Annotated in this window: 12 protein-coding genes and 4 pseudogenes; 7 read left to right on the top strand and 9 right to left on the bottom strand. The window is 73.7% G+C overall.

Going from position 1 to position 16,782, the window contains the following annotated elements; translation table 11 throughout:
• Positions 1-44: 44 nt before the first annotated feature.
• Positions 45-475: pseudogene (locus tag BJF83_RS03340) on the bottom strand (NUDIX domain-containing protein).
• A 125-nt stretch (positions 476-600) separates the two neighbouring features.
• On the opposite strand from BJF83_RS03340, the gene BJF83_RS03345 reads away from it, so the two are divergent.
• Positions 601-1,668, top strand: a complete 1,068-nt coding sequence (locus tag BJF83_RS03345; protein WP_075925127.1) for a zeta toxin family protein — start codon at positions 601-603, stop codon at positions 1,666-1,668.
• A gap of 266 nt (positions 1,669-1,934) precedes the next feature.
• On the opposite strand, the gene BJF83_RS03350 is transcribed toward BJF83_RS03345, so the two are convergent.
• Together BJF83_RS03350 and BJF83_RS03355 are read right to left on the bottom strand one after the other, a co-directional pair.
• Positions 1,935-2,204, bottom strand: a complete 270-nt coding sequence (locus BJF83_RS03350) for a hypothetical protein (protein WP_075925128.1) — start codon at positions 2,202-2,204, stop codon at positions 1,935-1,937.
• Between the two features lie 228 nt (positions 2,205-2,432).
• Complete coding sequence (locus BJF83_RS03355; protein ID WP_075925129.1) at positions 2,433-3,425, bottom strand: R2-like ligand-binding oxidase; 993 nt, start codon at positions 3,423-3,425, stop codon at positions 2,433-2,435.
• 226 nt (positions 3,426-3,651) lie between these two features.
• On the opposite strand from BJF83_RS03355, the gene BJF83_RS03360 reads away from it, so the two are divergent.
• Entirely contained in the window at positions 3,652-3,888 is a 237-nt protein-coding gene (locus BJF83_RS03360; RefSeq protein WP_075925130.1) for a hypothetical protein, read from the top strand.
• A 27-nt stretch (positions 3,889-3,915) separates the two neighbouring features.
• On the opposite strand, the pseudogene BJF83_RS03365 reads toward BJF83_RS03360, so the two are convergent.
• From BJF83_RS03365 to BJF83_RS03385, 5 genes and pseudogenes are all read right to left on the bottom strand, one after another.
• Positions 3,916-5,561: pseudogene (locus BJF83_RS03365) on the bottom strand (DNA repair helicase XPB).
• A 126-nt stretch (positions 5,562-5,687) separates the two neighbouring features.
• Positions 5,688-6,122: a hypothetical protein gene (locus tag BJF83_RS26500; RefSeq protein WP_143831771.1), complete on the bottom strand. Its 435-nt coding sequence runs from the start codon at positions 6,120-6,122 to the stop codon at positions 5,688-5,690.
• 26 nt (positions 6,123-6,148) lie between these two features.
• Positions 6,149-6,466 carry a hypothetical protein gene (locus BJF83_RS03375; RefSeq protein ID WP_075925183.1) on the bottom strand — a complete coding sequence of 106 codons (318 nt, stop codon included), beginning with the start codon at positions 6,464-6,466 and terminating at the stop codon, positions 6,149-6,151.
• A 225-nt stretch (positions 6,467-6,691) separates the two neighbouring features.
• Positions 6,692-7,108 carry a hypothetical protein gene (locus tag BJF83_RS03380; RefSeq protein WP_075925131.1) on the bottom strand — a complete coding sequence of 139 codons (417 nt, stop codon included), beginning with the start codon at positions 7,106-7,108 and terminating at the stop codon, positions 6,692-6,694.
• A 264-nt stretch (positions 7,109-7,372) separates the two neighbouring features.
• Positions 7,373-9,827: pseudogene (locus BJF83_RS03385) on the bottom strand (helicase-associated domain-containing protein).
• Between the two features lie 154 nt (positions 9,828-9,981).
• Here BJF83_RS03385 and BJF83_RS30285 point away from each other — a divergent pair.
• The 5 genes and pseudogenes from BJF83_RS30285 to BJF83_RS03410 all read left to right on the top strand — a co-directional run bounded on the left by BJF83_RS30285 (position 9,982) and on the right by BJF83_RS03410 (position 15,891).
• Complete coding sequence (locus BJF83_RS30285) at positions 9,982-10,440, top strand: hypothetical protein (protein ID WP_075925132.1); 459 nt, start codon at positions 9,982-9,984, stop codon at positions 10,438-10,440.
• Positions 10,431-10,784 carry a hypothetical protein gene (locus tag BJF83_RS30290; RefSeq protein ID WP_316042190.1) on the top strand — a complete coding sequence of 118 codons (354 nt, stop codon included), beginning with the start codon at positions 10,431-10,433 and terminating at the stop codon, positions 10,782-10,784. The genes BJF83_RS30285 and BJF83_RS30290 overlap by 10 nt, the downstream gene beginning before the upstream one ends.
• 485 nt (positions 10,785-11,269) lie before the next feature.
• A complete protein-coding gene (locus tag BJF83_RS03400) occupies positions 11,270-11,653 on the top strand; it encodes a cold-shock protein (RefSeq protein WP_075925134.1) in 384 nt (127 codons plus the stop codon).
• A 185-nt stretch (positions 11,654-11,838) separates the two neighbouring features.
• The gene (locus tag BJF83_RS03405; RefSeq protein ID WP_075925135.1) at positions 11,839-12,594 is read left to right on the top strand and encodes a DUF3027 domain-containing protein; all 756 of its coding nucleotides are present in this window, start codon (positions 11,839-11,841) and stop codon (positions 12,592-12,594) included.
• 175 nt (positions 12,595-12,769) lie between these two features.
• Positions 12,770-15,891 (top strand): annotated as a pseudogene (locus tag BJF83_RS03410) (sacsin N-terminal ATP-binding-like domain-containing protein).
• A 26-nt stretch (positions 15,892-15,917) separates the two neighbouring features.
• Here BJF83_RS03410 and BJF83_RS03415 read toward each other — a convergent pair.
• Positions 15,918-16,778, bottom strand: a complete 861-nt coding sequence (locus BJF83_RS03415) for an MOSC domain-containing protein (protein ID WP_075925136.1) — start codon at positions 16,776-16,778, stop codon at positions 15,918-15,920.
• Positions 16,779-16,782 lie beyond the last annotated feature (4 nt).

Consider the following 16,782-nt stretch of genomic DNA (forward strand, 5'->3'; position numbering starts at 1 on the left):
CTGCCGCCCGTCGCGCGGCGGGGCGAGTGTCCGCGGCACACGCCCTAACGGACGGCGCCCTTCGTGTGCAGGAGTTCGACGAGCCTGCGCACGGCCGGGGCGCAGCGGTCGCGCTCGGCGAAGCGATCCACTCCAGGTCGGAGATCTCGTTGTCCGCCGCGACGTCCCCGTCGTGCTCCGCCGTGTAGCAGCTCAACCGGACGCGGGTCCCCGGGGCCTGCGCGTGCGCGGCCTCGTCGATCACCGCCACCCGGCGGAGGGTCCCCGGGCGCAGCTCGACGCTGACCTCCTCACGGGCCTCCCGAGTCACCGCGTCCTCGTCACTCTCGCCCGGTTCACGCTTCCCACCGGGAACGTAGAGCAGGTCCTTGTCCTGGGACCGGACGCACAGGAGGCGACCGTCGCGCACGTGGACCCAGGCCAGGGCGTCGATCACGGCGGGTACCCCGGCGGGGGTGGCGGGACTCGCTGTCATGCTGGCCACTCTAGGCCACCCCCGTCTCCGCGAATCCCCCGCACGGGTGGGCGCGAGGGACTAGCATCCCCAACCGCGGCGACCGACCGGCTCCGGCGACCGGACCGAGGGGAAGGGCGAGGGACATGACGACGACGGGCAGTGGGCGAGGGAGAGCACCCGAGGAGGCGGGTGGCGTGCCGCCACTCCTGTCCGAGACCTCCAGCGGCGGTGTCCCGCCCCAGACCGACGCCCAACGCGAGGCCCGGGAGCGCGCCTACAACCTCTACTGCGCGGCGATCGGCGCGTGTCTGTCCCGGGGCGAGACGGCGCGCGCCCGCGTCCTGCTCGACGAGGAGGCCCAGCTGCCGTTCCACACGCCCGACCGGATCGACCTGATCAACGCCGAACTCCCCGTGACCGTGGCCGAACTGCGCCGCGAACCCGTCCTGGCGCCCGAGGGCGCCACGCCCGAGGACCCGGGGCCGGACCTGGACTGGGACGAACTGGAGGCCCTGTTCGACCTGGCGTTGCGCTCCCGCCTCTCCGGCCGGTCCCGGGAGCGGCCCCGGGTGCTCCTCCTCGGCGGCCAGCCGGGCTCGGGCAAGTCGACGCTCCAGCGCCTGCTCCTGCCGGTGCTGCCCGAGGGCACGGTCGGCTACGACGGGGACGACCTGCTGCGCCTGGCGCCGGACTACGAGTGGGCGATGAGCGCGGACGACCGCGTCGCGTCGGGGTCCCTGGGGCGGCGCGTCGGCGGCCTGCACCAACTCGCGATGGAGCACGTTCGCCAGGGCCGGGTGGACGTCGTGTGCAGCCACCCGCTCGGGCGCGCGGACTGGGCCGCCGCCTGGGTGGAGGGGTTCCGGTCGGCCGGCTACCGCGTGGAGGTGGCGTTCGTGGCCACGCACAGCAGCAACAGCGCGTTCGGGATCGTCGACCGCCACGCGCGGGCCCGCCGCGACCAGGGGTTCGGCCGGTGGATCACCCCGCGGGACCACGACCGGTCCTACCTGGGGGTGCCGAACACGGTCGAGTTCCTGGAGACGCACCGGCTGGTGGACTCGTTGTTCGTGCTGTCCCGGCTCGGTGAGGTGCTGTACGCCAACCACCTCACCGGGGAGGGCGACTGGCGGAGCGAGCCGTTCGGCCGGATCGCCCTGGAGGCCGAACGAGGGCGACGTGAACTGTGGCGCGTCGAGGGAGCGAACTGACGCGAGGTCTCCGTGCGTCCACCCCGCGGATCGGATCTCCGTGCGTCTGCGGAGAAAAGGGAGAATTTCTCGGGATTCGAGTTCACCGCGAAGGGAATTTCTGGGTGAACTCGATGGAATGGCGAGTGCGGTCGGCCGGGGAAGGTTCTCTGAAGGGGTGCGGCCGTCGACGTCTTCCCAGGAGCGGGGCGGCCCGCGCCTCCCTCCCGGGCGGTGCGGGCCGCCCCGTGCGGCATTCTTCGGGGCGCGGGCGGGGCGCCGTCGGGTCAGACGCGGTGCAGCCAGAGGTAGACCGTCGCGCCGCCGTCGCACGTGTAGTCGTTGTACCTGGCGTGCGCGGACACCTGCTGTTTGCCCACCTCGTGGCAGCGCTCGTAGGTCCAGTACCAGGAGTAGTACTCCCAGCACGGCGGCTTGTTGCCGTTGCTCTCGCACTGCGGAGTCGGCTCGACGCCGCGGCGGGCGCGGCCGATCCGAGCGTGGCGGCGGCCGTCAGAGCGACGACGGCGAGTGCCCTGGTGAGTTTCATGTACCACCTCGATCGAGAGCCCGGGACGCGCAGGACCGCTCGCCCAGGCAGTGGGACGAAGAGGGTCGCGCCGGGACGCGGCTGCCGACCCGGGTCGATCATAGAAACGCATCAGGTAAAGCAGGTGCAAAGCATAGGCAAACTCGTTTTTTGCGAACGCTTTTTGGTTTTTATTTTTCTTTGTGTGCTTTGTGGGGATCGGGGGTGAATTTCGATCCCAGTCGGGCGGTGCGGGTCAGTCCCGGGGGGCGACCCGTGCCATGACCTCCCGGTCCTCCTCGCCGAACCGCTCCTCCAGCTGTTCCGGGGAGGCGTCGACGTCGATCTGGGCCACGGGGACCCCGCGCGCGGACTCGATCGCGCCCAGGCGGCGCAGCGCCCGGTCGCCCGCGTACCGGACCAGTTCGCCCCGCGGCAGCTCGTAGCGCTGTTCGGCCGGGTCATCGGAGGGAGTCTCCCCGCTCTCGACCGTGGTCGTCACGTGCGGCAGGAGTTCGTCCAGGCGCTCGCGCACCACCTCCCAGTTGGCGTCGTCGTCGGCGACGTGTCTGCGGCAGGTGAAGGTGCCCCACGCCATGTGGCGGCGCTCGTCGTCGCCGATCCGCCGCACGATCTCCCGCATGCCGGGGAAGACGTCCCGCACGGTGCACAGGTGGTTCCAGGCGTAGTAGCCGGTCAGGGCGAGTGACCCCTCGATGACGTGGTTGTACGTCACCGACGCCCGCACCTGGTTGCGCGGGCTGGGGTCGTGCAGCAGCGCGTCCAGGGACCCGGGCAGCTCCTCGTAGAACAGCGTGCGGTACCCGGGGTTGGTGTCGACGTGCTTGTGCAGGTCGTCGAAGACGCCCAGCGCGTCCAGCCACAGCCGGAACGCCTGGACGTGCTTGGCCTCCTCGAAGGCGAACTGCGTCAGGTACATCTCGTCGCCGAGCCGGCCCTCCGCAGCCATCGCGCGGATGAACGGCTGGAGGTCCTCGGTGACCGCCTCCTCGCCCGCCACGAAGAGCGCGCACAGGCGCAGGATGCGCGTGCGCGCCGCGTCGTCGAGCCGCTTCCAGTCCTCGGCGTCCTGGCTCAGGTCGATGTCGGTCGGGTTCCAGAAACGGGCGTTGCCCTTGGTGAACAGTCGAAGCGGGAGGGAGTCCCAGTTCAGGCCTCCGCTGCGGAGCGAGTGGAAGCCGGACCGGCGCTCGCCTGTGGCCGCCGCCGTGGCTGGGGTGTCGGACATAAGGGTGACCTCCGTGGGGCGTACTGCCCTCATGATTGGACACGGCAACCTCCCGTGTAAAGAGAGAACGTGGTGTCCGTCACGAAAAAACAGAATATGGTTCGGTTTGGCTGGTGGGGGTCCGCCCTCCGCCTGGAATCGGTCGTCCTCAGCGGCGATCACCCCCTTCCGAAACGGTACGGTCAGGGAGTACCGCCCAGACTGACCGCATCGATCGGGGGACGACGTGTTCTGTGGTGATCCCGGCAGCGAGGGCTACTCGGCCTGCGCGACCCAGGGCCAGCTCTTCGCGCTGGCCTCCGCGGTGCCCGCGCTCCTCGGCATGGCCCTGCTCGTCGCCGCGTTCACGGCCCCCTCGGTCCGAGGCGACCGTCTGCTGCGCACCCGCACCCTGACCTACTCCCTCATCGCCTGGGGGATCGCCGTGGGCACCTACGTCATGGGCGGACTGCCGTCGCTGTGACCGGGCGGCCCGGCCGCTCCGGACGGGTCAGGCCTCGTCTCCCGGAATCAGGTCCCCCGCGTCCGTGATCCGGTACGCGTAGCCCTGCTCGGCGAGGAACCGCTGCCGGTGCGCGGCGTAGTCCTGGTCCAGCGTGTCCCGGGCCACCACGGCGTAGAACCGGGCCGCCCGACCGTCCGACTTGGGCCGCAGCACCCGGCCGAGCCGCTGCGCCTCCTCCTGGCGGGAGCCGAACGAACCCGACACCTGGACGGCCACCCCCGCCTCCGGCAGGTCGATCGAGAAGTTCGCGACCTTGGACACCACCAGCGTCCGCAGTTCGCCCGCGCGGAAGGCGTCGAACAGTCGCTCCCGCTCCTTGTTGCGCGTCTCACCCTTGATCACGGGGGCGTCCAACGACTCGCCGAGCTCGTCCAGCTGGTCGATGTAGGACCCGATCACCAGGACCTGCTCCTCCGAGTGGCGCCGCACGATCTCCCGCACCACCGTCGTCTTGGCGTCCGACGAGGCGCAGAAACGGTAGCGGTCCTCCGGCTCGGCGGTCGCGTACGCCAGGCGTTCGGACTCCGACAGGTCCACCCGCACCTCGACGCAGTCCGCCGGGGCGATCCACCCCTGGTGCTCCATGTCCTTCCACGGCGCGTCGTAGCGCTTGGGGCCGATGAGGGAGAACACGTCGCCCTCGCGGCCGTCCTCACGCACCAGGGTCGCGGTCAGGCCGAGACGGCGGCGCGCCTGGAGGTCGGCCGTCATCCGGAAGATCGGCGCGGGGAGCAGGTGCACCTCGTCGTAGAGACCAGGCCCCAGTCGCGCGCGTCGAACAGCTCCAGGTGCGTGTACACGCCCTTCCGGCGCGCCGCCATCACCTGGTAGGTCGCGATCGTGACCGGGCGGATCTCCTTGCGCGCCCCCGAGTACTCGCCGATCTCGTCCTCGGTCAGCGACGTGCGCCGCAGCAGCTCCGAACGCCACTGGTGCACCGACACCGTGTTCGTGACGAGGATCAGGGTGGTCGCGCCGGTCAGCGCCATCGCCGCGGCCCCGACCACGGTCTTGCCCGCGCCGCACGGGAGCACCACGACCCCCGAGCCGCCCGCGTGGAAGCTCTCCGCGGCCTCCTTCTGGTAGCCGCGCAGCTCCCAGCCGTCCTGGTCGAGTTCGATCGGGTGCGCCTCTCCGTCGACGTACCCGGCCAGGTCCTCGGCCGGCCAGCCGATCTTGAGCAGCGCCTGCTTGAGGTTGCCGCGCTCGCTCGGGTGCACCGCGACGGAGTCCTCACCCAGGCGGTCGCCGAGCATGCCCTTGAGCTTGCTGGAGCGCACGACCTCCTCCAGCACCGCCCGGTCGGAGGACTCCAGCACCAGGCCGTGCGCGGGGTCGCCGACGAGCCGCAGCCGCCCGTAGCGGTCCATCGTCTCGGCGATGTCCACCAGCAGCGAGTGCGGGACGGGGAACCGGGAGAACCGGATCAGCGCGTCCACGACCTGTTCGGCGTCGTGACCGGCCGCCCGCGCGTTCCACAGCGCCAGCGGGGTGATCCGGTAGGTGTGGACGTGCTCGGGGGCGCGTTCGAGTTCGGCGAAGGGGGCGATGGAGCGGCGGCACTCCTCGGCGGACTCGTGGTCGACCTCCAGGAGGAGGGTCTTGTCGGACTGGACGATCAGGCAGGACACACGGACCTTCTCACGAGGGTGGTGGAGGGCGGCGGGCGCCATGTGTAACGCGTCCCGCCCCCCGTTCATGCCCGGTCCGAGCGGCCGGATGGCGGCCGGGGCGGGAATTGCGCCGGTCGTGGGTGGTCAGGCCTCCGAGGTGACGGCGAACACGAGGGCGACCAGGTACAACAGGGCGACCAGGAGGACGATGCCGAGGTTGATCCAGTTGGAGACCCAGGCGTAGCGCGTGTACCTCGCCTGTTTCTCCATGTCGTACTTCTCCCCGAGGGCCAGGGCCGCGAAGATGACCCCGATGACGGAGAACGCGCCGCAGCAGGTGACCATCAGGATGATCGCCATGACCAGGGCGCCGATGATGCCGCCCTCACTGGGACGTCGCTCGTGGGGATGCCCGGGGTAGCCGCCCGGGGCCGCGAAGCCCGGTGTGCCGTAGCCGCCGGGCGGGTGACCGTAGCCACCGGCCCCGGCGCGTAGGGGGCGCCTCCGGGTGGCTGGCCGTACTGCCAGTCGTCCTTCATCGTGGAGTTCTCCGTGGTCGTGGGGGTTGGGGGCGCGCACGGGAGGCGCGCGTGGCTACAGGAGGGTCAGTCGGGGAGGCCGAGCACGATCATCACCAGCAGCGCGAAGGCGGCGGCGAGGACGGCCGACACCGCGATGTAGGCGAAGTTGCACGCCCAGGTGTACCGGAGGAATCGCTCCACCTCGGCGGTGTCGGGGACCTTCACCAGGGTGGCGACGCCCAGGCTGATTCCGGGGACGTTCGCCAGCAGGATGAAGTAGAACTGCCCGAGGGCGATCCCCGTGACGGGAACGGCCAGGGTGAGGAGCGCGACCACCAGCGCCGCGACCGCTCCGCCGGTCCGCGGGGGCGGGCCGACGGGGCGGGGAACGCCCGCGGGCACGAGGGCCGGTGCGCCGGACGGGCCGCCAGGAGCGCGCGCACCGTGCGCGGGAGCTCCCGTGGGCACGGTGGGACGGAGAGCGGAGCCGCGCTCCCTCTCCCAGAAGTCCCTGGGGCCCCCACGGCCGTTCACCGCTCGTCGCCCTCCCCGGTCGTCGTGTCCCGTCGCACAGTCGTCCCTCCCGCTCGGATGCGGCGTGTGGAGCCCTGGTTCGCCTCGCCGACGTCAGAAGTTGGCGATCGGGACGATGCCCTGGATCCAGGATCCGGCCCGCGTCAGCATCACGAAGGTCAACACCGTCATCACGAACAACATCACCCCCGCTGCCCCGAGGCAGTACCACGAGTACCGCGTCAGCGTCTCCGCCTGTTCCGCGCGTCCGCGATCGCGTGCGTGCGCCGCCCGCACGGCGAACACGATCCCGGCGACCCCGAACAGCCAGTTGGCGCAGCACACGAACGTGATCGCGTGCAGGATCATCGCCATCGTGGAGCTACTGGCCCCGCCCGAGCCGGCGGGGCGGCGGTCGTCCCGGTCCGCGTCGCGGTCGTCGGGCCGCCGCGCCGCCTCGCGGCCACGCCCGCGGTCACGTCCGTGGTCACGGGGGGACGACGCTCCGGGGGGCAGCGATGCGTTGCTCATGGGGAGTCCCTCGCCGTCGGTGGGTGGACCAACGGGACCACCCTAGCCCGCACCCCGCGCACGGGTGCCGCACCTGTGGCGGGTGGGCCCGCATGCGTGGTCCGCGCGGTCGTCCGGGAGGTCCGGGCGTGCGGATCCCGGTCCGGTCGTCCGAGGGGCCCGAGGGCGGGGCCCGCCGGGGCCGTCCAGCGGGAAGGGGGCCAAATGCCCTCCGTCGCGGGTGGGGAGGACACCCCCTCGGGTGACCGTTCCGAGGATCCGGCCCTAGTCCTCGGTCCTCTCCAGTTCGGCGACGGCGGTGACGCGGTGCACGGCGAACCGGTGCACCGCGGCGCGGGTCGTGTCGTAGGCGGTCAGGAAGCCCCCGTCGACGCTCGACGGTTCGACGATCCGGCTCACCTGCCGCCCGTCCGTGTCCGTGTACCCGATCCACACCCGCCGCCCCTCCTCGGCCGCGTGCGCCAGCGCCTCCATCGCCGCTTTGGCGCGCGAACCCGGCGGCCCGTCCTCCGGCAGCGGGACGGGCCGCCGCGCCGCCGTGGCCGCCTCGTCCCCCGCTCGCACGGCCCGGACCGCGGCCCGCGCGAGATCGGCGGGCGACCCCGCCTCGGTCGGGGGCGGCACGTCCACCGGTTCGGCCCGCCGGACCTCCGGCCGGCTCAACCGCATGCTGCCGTCGCCTCTCTCGGCCACCGGGTGGTACCCCAGCTGCCGCAACCGTTCCACCAGCGTCGGCCGGTTCACTCGGCTCGCCACCACCGTGGGAGCCAGGCGGGTCAGGCCGAGTTCGTCCACCCGGCGGTCGGCGACCAGTTCCTCCAGCACCGCCGGTTCGTCGCACCGCAGGTAGCTGGCGGCCGATCCCGCGCGCAGCCGTCCGTGGCGGCGGCCCACGTCCGACACCAGGTACCGCAACGCCTGGGGCATGGGAGTGCGCGAGTGCCTTTCGAGCAGCGCGGTGATGTCGGCGACCCCACGGCCCGCGTCCAGCGCCCGCCGCACGGAGCCCTCCGTGAACCGGTACACCGTGGCTCCGCCGGTCGACTCCACGTCGGCCACCAGCGCGAGTTCGCGCGCCAGCTCCGTCACCAGCGGCCCCGGCGCGATCGCCGTCATGTCCCCCTGGAGCAGGACGTGGTCCAGAGGGCGCGGCAGTTCGGCGGCCAGCAGGCGCGCGGCCGCGTCCTCGTCGCCGTCCAGCAGCGGTCGTGTGTACTCCGCCAGGGCCCCGCGGCCGGTCAGCCCGAGCGCCGCGGCCTCCTCCGCAGCCGCCCGCACGAGCTCGGTGTACACGGGGGACTGGCGGCGGGGGCGGCGCCACGCCAGGCGCGCTGCCAGGGAGTCCGGTAGCGGGGCGAAGCCCGGGGCCGCTCCGCCCAGCTCGCCGAGCACGTCCCGGCGTGCCTGCGGAGCGGCCGGGCGGACCAGATCGGGGCCGAGCACGTTGCGCACCCGGCCGCCGGAGTCCGGAGCCCCGCTGAGCGCGGCCACACGGTCCGAGTCCAGCCAGGCCGACGCCAGCCGCAGCCACCGGTGCTCGGGAGGGCTCTCGCGCCACAGGTCGTACTCCCGGGTGGGCAGCCACTCGCCCGCGACCCGGTCGTCGGTCCCGATCAGACCGGCCGCGTGGGCGGTCTCCACGAGCAGGGCGGCGGCGGCCTCGTCGGTGTCCATCGTCTGGGCGGCGCGGCGCAGTTCCCGGACCCCCATCCCGCCGTTGCGCAGGACCGCGGCCGGGTCCCGCGACCACCGCTCCAGCAGCTCCTCGATCGCGCGCAGCACCGTGAACGCCTGACCGGCGGCGGCCCGGGTGACGGCGTCCCCGGGGTTCTCCGTGCCCTGGAACGGCGGCGGGTCGGTGGTGACCTCGCGGAACAGCGGCCCCGAACGCAGCGCCAGCCCGACCTCGCGCGGCAGCGTCAGCGTGTCCTCCCCGGTGGGGATGAGGAGGCGCGCGCGACGAGGCTCTCGACCGGGGACGCGGCCGTGGCCAGGCTGACCTCGCGCCGGGCGTCCGACACCGTGCCGTTGGGCGGTCCCCAGGTCATGCTGTCGAGGAGCCTGCGCGACTGGTCGCCCACCTGGGCGACCAGCCCGGTCACCCGTGCCGGGTCGGCCAGGAGCGTGGCGAGGGTCTCGACCGGTGTGGCGGCCGTGCTGTCGGGCGCGAGGTCGTCGGCGAGGCGCTTGACCGTCGCGTGCGGGAGCGCGGAGAGGAGGGCGCGTGCCGGCGGGCCGAGGCGGGCGGGGTGGGGGAGCAGGTCGCGCAGGACCTGGACCGGGCGCAACCGTCCCTGGTCGGGCCAGACCAGGGCCAGGCGGTGCAGGGAGTCGAGGGCCCGGACCAGGGGATCGTCAGCCGGGTCGGGCGCGGGCGTCAGGCCGAGCGCGGCGGCAGGTCCGCGGGCGGGACGCCCACGGGTTCGCGGAGCCGGTCGTCGCCGAGCGCCACGACCGACTCCAGGACCTGGAGCGCGAAGCGGTCGAGCCGTTCCAGCACGCGCAGGACGGCGTTGCGGCTGGTCGCGCGGGCGGCCAGCGCGCCGATGTCGACGGGGACCGGTTGGGCCAGGTCGGGGCGCGCGGCCAGCAGGGCGGTGAGGTCGTCGTCCGAGCGGCCGCGTAGCCAGGACGTGAACGTCGGGGGCCGACCCGGGGAGGCCACCCGGTGGCTCTCCGTCCCCGGTCGGCGCGGGTCGGGCTGTGCGTTCTCGCTCATCGTGTCCACGCTAAGCGATGTCGGCCTCAAGCATCGCGCGTGTGCCTCCCCGCACCGTTCGTCACGGGTCGCAAGGCCGAATTCGGACACACTCGGATGGCCGAAACTAAGAAACAGGGTTAAAAGCCAGGTCATTGTGGGCCAATATGGGGTCATGTCCCAGCGCTCGGAACAACTGGTACTCGACTATCTCTCCGAGGTCGGCCTGATCCTGTCCGGTCGCATGACCGCCAGGGAGCGCACCGCCTACCTGGCCGGTCTCCGCGCACGGATCGACGCCCGCAGGGCGGCCGCGGGCGACCCCGGGCCCGACGGCGTCCGCGACGTCCTGCGCTGCTTCGGCACCCCGCGGGACCTGGTGCGCCGCGAGTGTGAGGGCCGCGACCTCGACATCGAGGACGATGAGCTCATCCCGCCCAAGCCCGCGCACGCCGACCGCGTGCCGCCGCCGTGGCGCGGCGGGCCCAGTCGGGGGCTCATGTCGCTCCTGGACGGGACCGGCCGGAGAGCGGTGGATCCCCCCAGGCACGGCGCGCGGGGGCCGTGCGCGGGGTCGTGCTCGTGGTCCGCGCGCACCCGGCGGAGGCCGCCGCGCTCGGACTCATGCTGCTGACCGTGCCCTGGCACTGGGACCTGGCGTTCGTGTGGGTGCTCGCCGCGGCGCTGATCGTGCTCAGCCAGGTCTGGAGCACGCGCGACAAGTGGGTCGGCGTGGGACTGCCGCTGGCGTCCTGCGCGGTCGCGATGGCCCTGTGGAACGGCGAGGCCAAGTTCATCGACCGGTACATCCAGGAGTCCCTGCCCGCCACCGGCGTCATCGGGCTCGGGCTGGCCTGCCTTGCGACCTTCCTGTACCTGTATCCCAGGGCCCTGCGCTCGGCCCTGGCCGGGGCGCGCCCCGTGGGGGCCGACCAGCCCGGGGCACGCGGGTCATCGCTTGGCAAACGCTCGGAATAGCCTTCTCCGTCCCGCCTGTGACGGCCCGTCCGAACCCACGGGTTCCTGTAGACCTGTCCCCACGCCGACGCGACCGCACGGGCGGCGGTCGCGTCCCCACGGGTGGCCCGGCGTCCAGACCGGGCACCGCACAGGTCGCGTGGCCCGCGCCCGCCGAGCTCCGTCCCACACTCCGCGCTCAGCGGCGCGTGGGCCACCGCCGACGCATGAGGCCCGGACGAGCCGTGACGGATTCACGCCGTCGGCCGGGCCTCACCGTGTCCCGGAAGGGCCGCGCAAGCCCGCCCGCACGGGCCGTGCCCGGGCGCGTCCACCCGGCCACGGGGGGTGAGATATGCCCTCGCGCCCGAAGGGTCTCTCCCAGTACCTTGGTCCTCGTCCCCGGCAATCCAGGAGCGCCAAGGGAACGGGTGGGAGGGCGGAAACGGACGCTCCCCGGTCGTCCGGTCCCGCGGCGCCCGTCAGTGAAAGCATGAGGTCACTACGTGCCCACCGGCAAGGTCAAGTGGTACGACGGAGACAAGGGTTTCGGTTTTCTCACCCGTGACGACGGCGGTGAGGTGTTCGTGCACTCCTCCTCCCTGCCCGCGGGCGCCACGTCCCTCCGGCCCGGTCAGCGGGTCGAGTTCGGCGTGGCCGAGGGGCGCAAGGGCGCGCAGGCGCTCCAGGTGAAGCTCCTCGACGGCCAGCACTCGGTCGCCAAGGCCCGTCGAAAGAAGCCGGACGAGATGGTGGTCATCACGGAGGACCTGATCAAGCTCTTGGAGGGATTGTCGGAGGGCTACCGTCGGGGCCGACACCCCGAGCGCCGCGACGCGTCCAAGATCGCGTCCGTCCTGCGCGTGGTCGCGGACGACCTCGACGTCTGACCGGTTCGCGCCGGCGCCGGCCGCCCCGCACCGTCCTCCCCCGGGCGAGAAGACCCGATCCGGGGGAGGAGTCGGGCGAACCTTGACCGTCGGCATGGTCAAATCGGTGCGCGCGATCAGTGAGAATGGGGAACGTGAGCCCTTCTCGACGTTCTCCTGTACCGGACAAGGCCTGTGTCGAGGCGGTGGACCTGGCCCGCTCGGTGGCCGCCGAGGTCGGGCGGCCCGAGTGGGTCGGAGAGCACCGCACCCCCCAGGTCGAGGACACCCGCCTGGTCACCCACTACTTCACCTGCCTGGACCCCGCCTACCCGGGGTGGAACTACGCGGTGACCGTGGTCCGCGCCTCGCGCGCCAAGACGGTCACGGTCAACGAGGTCGTGCTGCTGCCCGGCGACGGCGCCCTCGTCGCGCCCGAATGGGTTCCCTGGAAGGAGCGGCTGCGCCCCGGCGACCTCGGCGTGGGCGACCTGCTGCCCACGGACGAGGACGACGAGCGCCTCGTCCCCGGCTTCGCGCAGGTGCCCGAGGGCGAGTTGGACGAGGAGGGCGCCGACCGGCAGATGCTGTGGGAGATGGGCCTGGGCCGCCGCCAGGTGCTGTCCGAGACCGGCCGCGAGCAGGCCGCCGAGCGTTGGTACAACGGCGAGGGCGGTCCGCACAGCCCCATCGCGACCGCCGCGCCCGCCCGCTGCGCCACCTGCGGCTTCCTGACGCCGCTCGCGGGCGAGCTGCGCCAGATGTTCGGCGTGTGCACGAACGAGTTCGCCCCGGACGACGGCAAGGTCGTCTCGCTCGACCACGGCTGCGGCGCGCACTCCGAGGTGCGCCACCCGGCCGAGCGCGGCGAGAAGGTCGCCCCGGTCGTCGACGAGGTCGGCTACGACCACATCACCTTCGAGGACACGGCCGAGCTGGAGCTCGTCTCCGCCGACTCCTGAGGCCTGCCCGCCTTCTGCGTCCGGGCGTCGGCGGCCACGCCCCGTCCGCACTCGTCGCGTTCGGCGCGTACCGGAGTGTGCGCCGGGCGGGCATGGCCTAAGGTCGTTCTGCCGTCCGCGTGCGATCCGCGGGCGCGTCGCGCCGAGCCGGTCCGCACCGCAGGAGGAACCCACGATGGCCGAGTCGGTGACCGCTTCGGCGGCCGATCCCTTCAACACCGCCGAACTGCGCCGGCGCGTGCTCGCGGCGTGGGCCGACGCACCCGCCCGGTTCCGCGAGGACGCCAACGCCGAGGAGGACTTCGCGCTCGGCGGCTACCGCGACCGCGTCGTCGTCGAGCTGGCCCAGAACGCCGCCGACGCCGCCCGCCGCGCCGACGTCCCCGGCCGGTTGGCCCTGACGCTGGAAGGGGACCGGTTCACCGCCGCCAACTCCGGCGCCCGCCTGACCGCCGAGGGCGTTGAGTCCCTCTCGACCCTGCGCGCCTCCACCAAGCGCGGCGAACGCGGCACGGCGGGCCGCTTCGGGGTGGGGTTCTCCGCGGTCGCCGCGATCAGCGACGACGTCACCGTCTCCTCCGGCGGCTCCGCCGTCCGCTTCAGCGCCGAGCGCGCCGGGGCGGCCGTCGCCGCGCTCCTGGCCGACGAGGAGACCCACGGCGGCCTGTCCGCGGAGGTCCAGCACCGCTCCGGCCACGTGCCGATGCTGCGGCTGCCCTTCCCGGCCGAGCCGGTCGCGCCGGGGACTACGACACCGTCGTCGCGCTCGTCCTGCGCGACGGGGCCGCGCGCGCCCGCGTGCGCGCCCTCCTGGAGGCCTCGGGCGAGGCGCTGCTGTTGGCCCTGCCCGGGCTCTCCGAGGTCCGGGTGACCGTCGACGGCGCCGAGCGCGTCCTCACCCGCGACGACGCCGACCCGTCCGGTCCGGTCACCACGCTGCGCGACGCCGACGGCACCCGGCTGACGCACTGGCGGGTGCTGTCGCGGTCGGGCGCCTTCGACCCCGCCCTGCTCACCGACCGCCCGGTGGAGGAGCGCAGCCGCACGGAGTGGTCGCTGACCTGGGCGGTGCCGGTCGACGAGGACGGCCTCGTGGCGACCCTGCCCACCGACGTCGAACCCGTCGTGCACGCGCCCACGCCCACCGACACCGAACTCGACCTCCCCGCCGTCCTCATCGGCACCTTCCCGCTCAGCACCGACCGGCGTGCCGTCCAACCGGGCGCCGCCACCGACCTGCTGCTGGTGGAGGCCGCCCGCGCCTACTGCGCTCTGCTGCGCCGCTTCGACGCCCGCGCCGCCCTCGACCTCGTCCCGGGCACCCGCGTGGGCGGCGGAGCGATCGACGCGGTCTTTCGCGCCCGCCTCGCCGAACCGCTCCTGGACACCCCGTTCCTCACCACCGCCGCGGGCTCCCCCGTGGCCCCTCGCGACGCCGTGCTCCTCGACACCGGCGGCTCCGGCGGCGCGGGCGAGCTGGTCGACGTGCTGGCCGAACTCGCACCGCGGCTGCTGCCCGGCGCGTGGAACCCGAGGCACCCCGCACTGGCCTCCCTGCGCGTGCGCCGCGTCGGGCTCGCCGACCTCGCGGACCTGCTCGGGGACACCGAACGCGGGCCCGCGTGGTGGGCCGACCTGTACGCGGCGTTGGAGAACGCGGGCAGCGGCGGCGCCGACCTCGACGAACTGGGCGCCCTGCCGGTCCCGCTCGCCGACGGACGCCTGGTGCGCGGCCCGCGCTCCCTGCTGCTGCCCACCGAGGAGTGGGCCGACGTCGGCGCCGCGCGCGGGGAGCGACTCGACCCCGCCACCCTGTCCGCCCTGGGCGTGCGGGTGGTCCACCCGCACGCCGTGCGCCCGCTCCTGCGCCGCCTCGGCGCCCTGGAGGCCAGTCCGGCCGCCGTCCTGTCCGACCCCCTCACCGAGGCCGCCGTGCGCGACTCTTTGGAGGCGGAGGACCCCGACCCCATCGCCGAGGCCGTCCTGCACCTGGTGGCCGCCTCCGGGATGTCCGTCGCGGACGCCCCCTGGCTCGCCGACCTCGCGCTGCGCGACGACGAGGACGGCTACTCGGTGGCCGCCGAACTGCTCGTGCCGGGCGCGCCCCTGGCGGACCTGCTCGTCGACGACGCGCCGTTCGGGACGGTGCACGCCGACGTCGTCGAGCGGCACGGCGCCGAGACCCTGCGCGCCGTCGGCGCCCTCTGGGAGCTGACCGCGGTCCGGGCCGAGGAGGTCGCGCTCGGCGAGGAGCTGGTGTCCGTCCTCGACGGCGCGGCGGGCGACGGCGGACCGGACGGGTTGGAGGACTGGGCGGACGAGGTGCTGGAGCGCCTCGGCGACCCGGAACTGCCGCCGGTGGCGCCCGAGCTCGTGTGTGTGGCGGACCTCGACTACGTGGCCGACGACCGGTGGCCCGCGGCGCTGGCGATGCTCGCGCGGATGCCGCTGCGCGAGGCGGTCACCGCACCGGCCCGGGTGCTGATGCCGGACGGGCGCGTGGTCGACGTGCCCTCCTACACGGCCTGGTGGCTGCGCACGCGTGCCCTCCTGGACGGGCGCCCGCCGGTGGAGCTGCGCACGGAGGACGCGGAGGCGGCGCTGGTCGGGCTGTACGACGAGGTGCCCGCCGGGATCGACCTGGAGTTCGCCCACGCCCTGGGTGTGCGGACGACCCTCGCCGAGCTGATGGCCGACCCCGACGGGCCGGACGACCTGCTGGCCAGGATGGCGGACCCGGCGCGGCACGTGGACCGGGCGGCGCTGCGGCGGGTGTGGACCGCGCTCGCCGGGGTGGACGCCGATCTGGTCACCCCGCCGAGCCGCGTGCGCGCGGTGCGCGGCGGCGCGATCGTCGTCGCGGACGCGGAGGACACCGTGGTCGTGGACTCACCGGACCTGCTGCCGCTGCTCGGCGACCGCCCGCTGGTGCTGGCGCCCGCCGACGCCGCCGAGGCGCTGGCGGACGTGCTCGACCTGGACCTGGCGAGCGAGACCGTCGACGGCAAGGTCGGGTCGGGCGGGGAGATCCGCCAGGTGCCGGGGGAGGCCGAGCTGTTCCTCGACCCCGACGGCGAGCCCGACCGCACCTACCTGCACCACCAGACGCTCACCGTGGACGGCGTCGAGGTGGAGTGGTACGTGGGCGACGGATCGGTGCACGCCGCCACCACCGACGGGCTGGCCCGAGCGCTGTGCTGGCGTTCGGGGCAGTGGGACCGCCGCCACGTGGTGTCGGCGGTGCTCCGCGACCCGTCCGCGGCCGCGACCCTGCTCGCCGAGTCCGACCTGGACTGAGGGCGACCCGGCTCGGCGCGAGGCGGTCAGGTCAGCGCCGCGGCGAGCCGCTCGCCCAGGCCCTCCTCCCGGTCGCCCCAGGCCGTGACGTCGACCTGGTCGCCCACGGACAGCGTGCCGGGGCGCGTGACCGCGAACTTGGCGCCGAAGGCCACACCGCCCGAGTCGGCCCTGCGGTAGCCCGCGAGCGTCCGCAGGGGCTCGGGCCCGCCCTTCTCGCCGCGCTCCTGGGCCACGGTGGTGACCGCGCAGCGGACACAGACCTTGGCGTAGCCCAGTTCCGCGTCACCCAGGCGTACGGTGCGGACACGGTCCTCGGTGTGCGGTTCCGACCAGCCGGAGACGACGACGTTGGGGCGGAAGCGGTTCATCGGGACGGCCTCGCCACCGCGGGCGAGGACGCGCTCGTTGAGCAGGTCGAGGGAGGCCAGCGAGGCCACGAGCACGGCGGTGCTGTCCGCGAACCCGCTGGTCCCGGGGGTCAGGCCACCGGTCCTGCGGTCGTGGTCGTCGGGTACCCGCACGAGGCGGCTGTCCGATCCGAGCGCCTCGGACAGCCACGCGGCCGCCTCGTCGCCCTGGTCGACGCCGACGAAGGGCTGTTTGTGCAGGGTCACGTCGACCCGCGGGCCCTCGGCGTCGATCTTGAGGTTGAGGGGTTCGAGCCCGTCCCGACTCAGGCTCAGGCTCGCGCCGCCGGCGTCGACGCCCGCCCGCACGAGCGCCATGCGCGGGTCGACGCGTTGGCTGCGGAAGGCTCCCCCGGGGCCGACCACCATGAACGCGCGGTCGTGCGCGATTCCGGCGGGCGTCATCCGCGCGCTGGTCACGGCGGTGCCGGCGCAGCCCTTGACGGGGTAGTGGACGAGTTCGGTGATTCGGGCCATGCGC

Origin of the sequence: Nocardiopsis sp. CNR-923, assembly GCF_001942255.1 — a bacterium.
GTDB lineage: Bacteria > Actinomycetota > Actinomycetes > Streptosporangiales > Streptosporangiaceae > Nocardiopsis.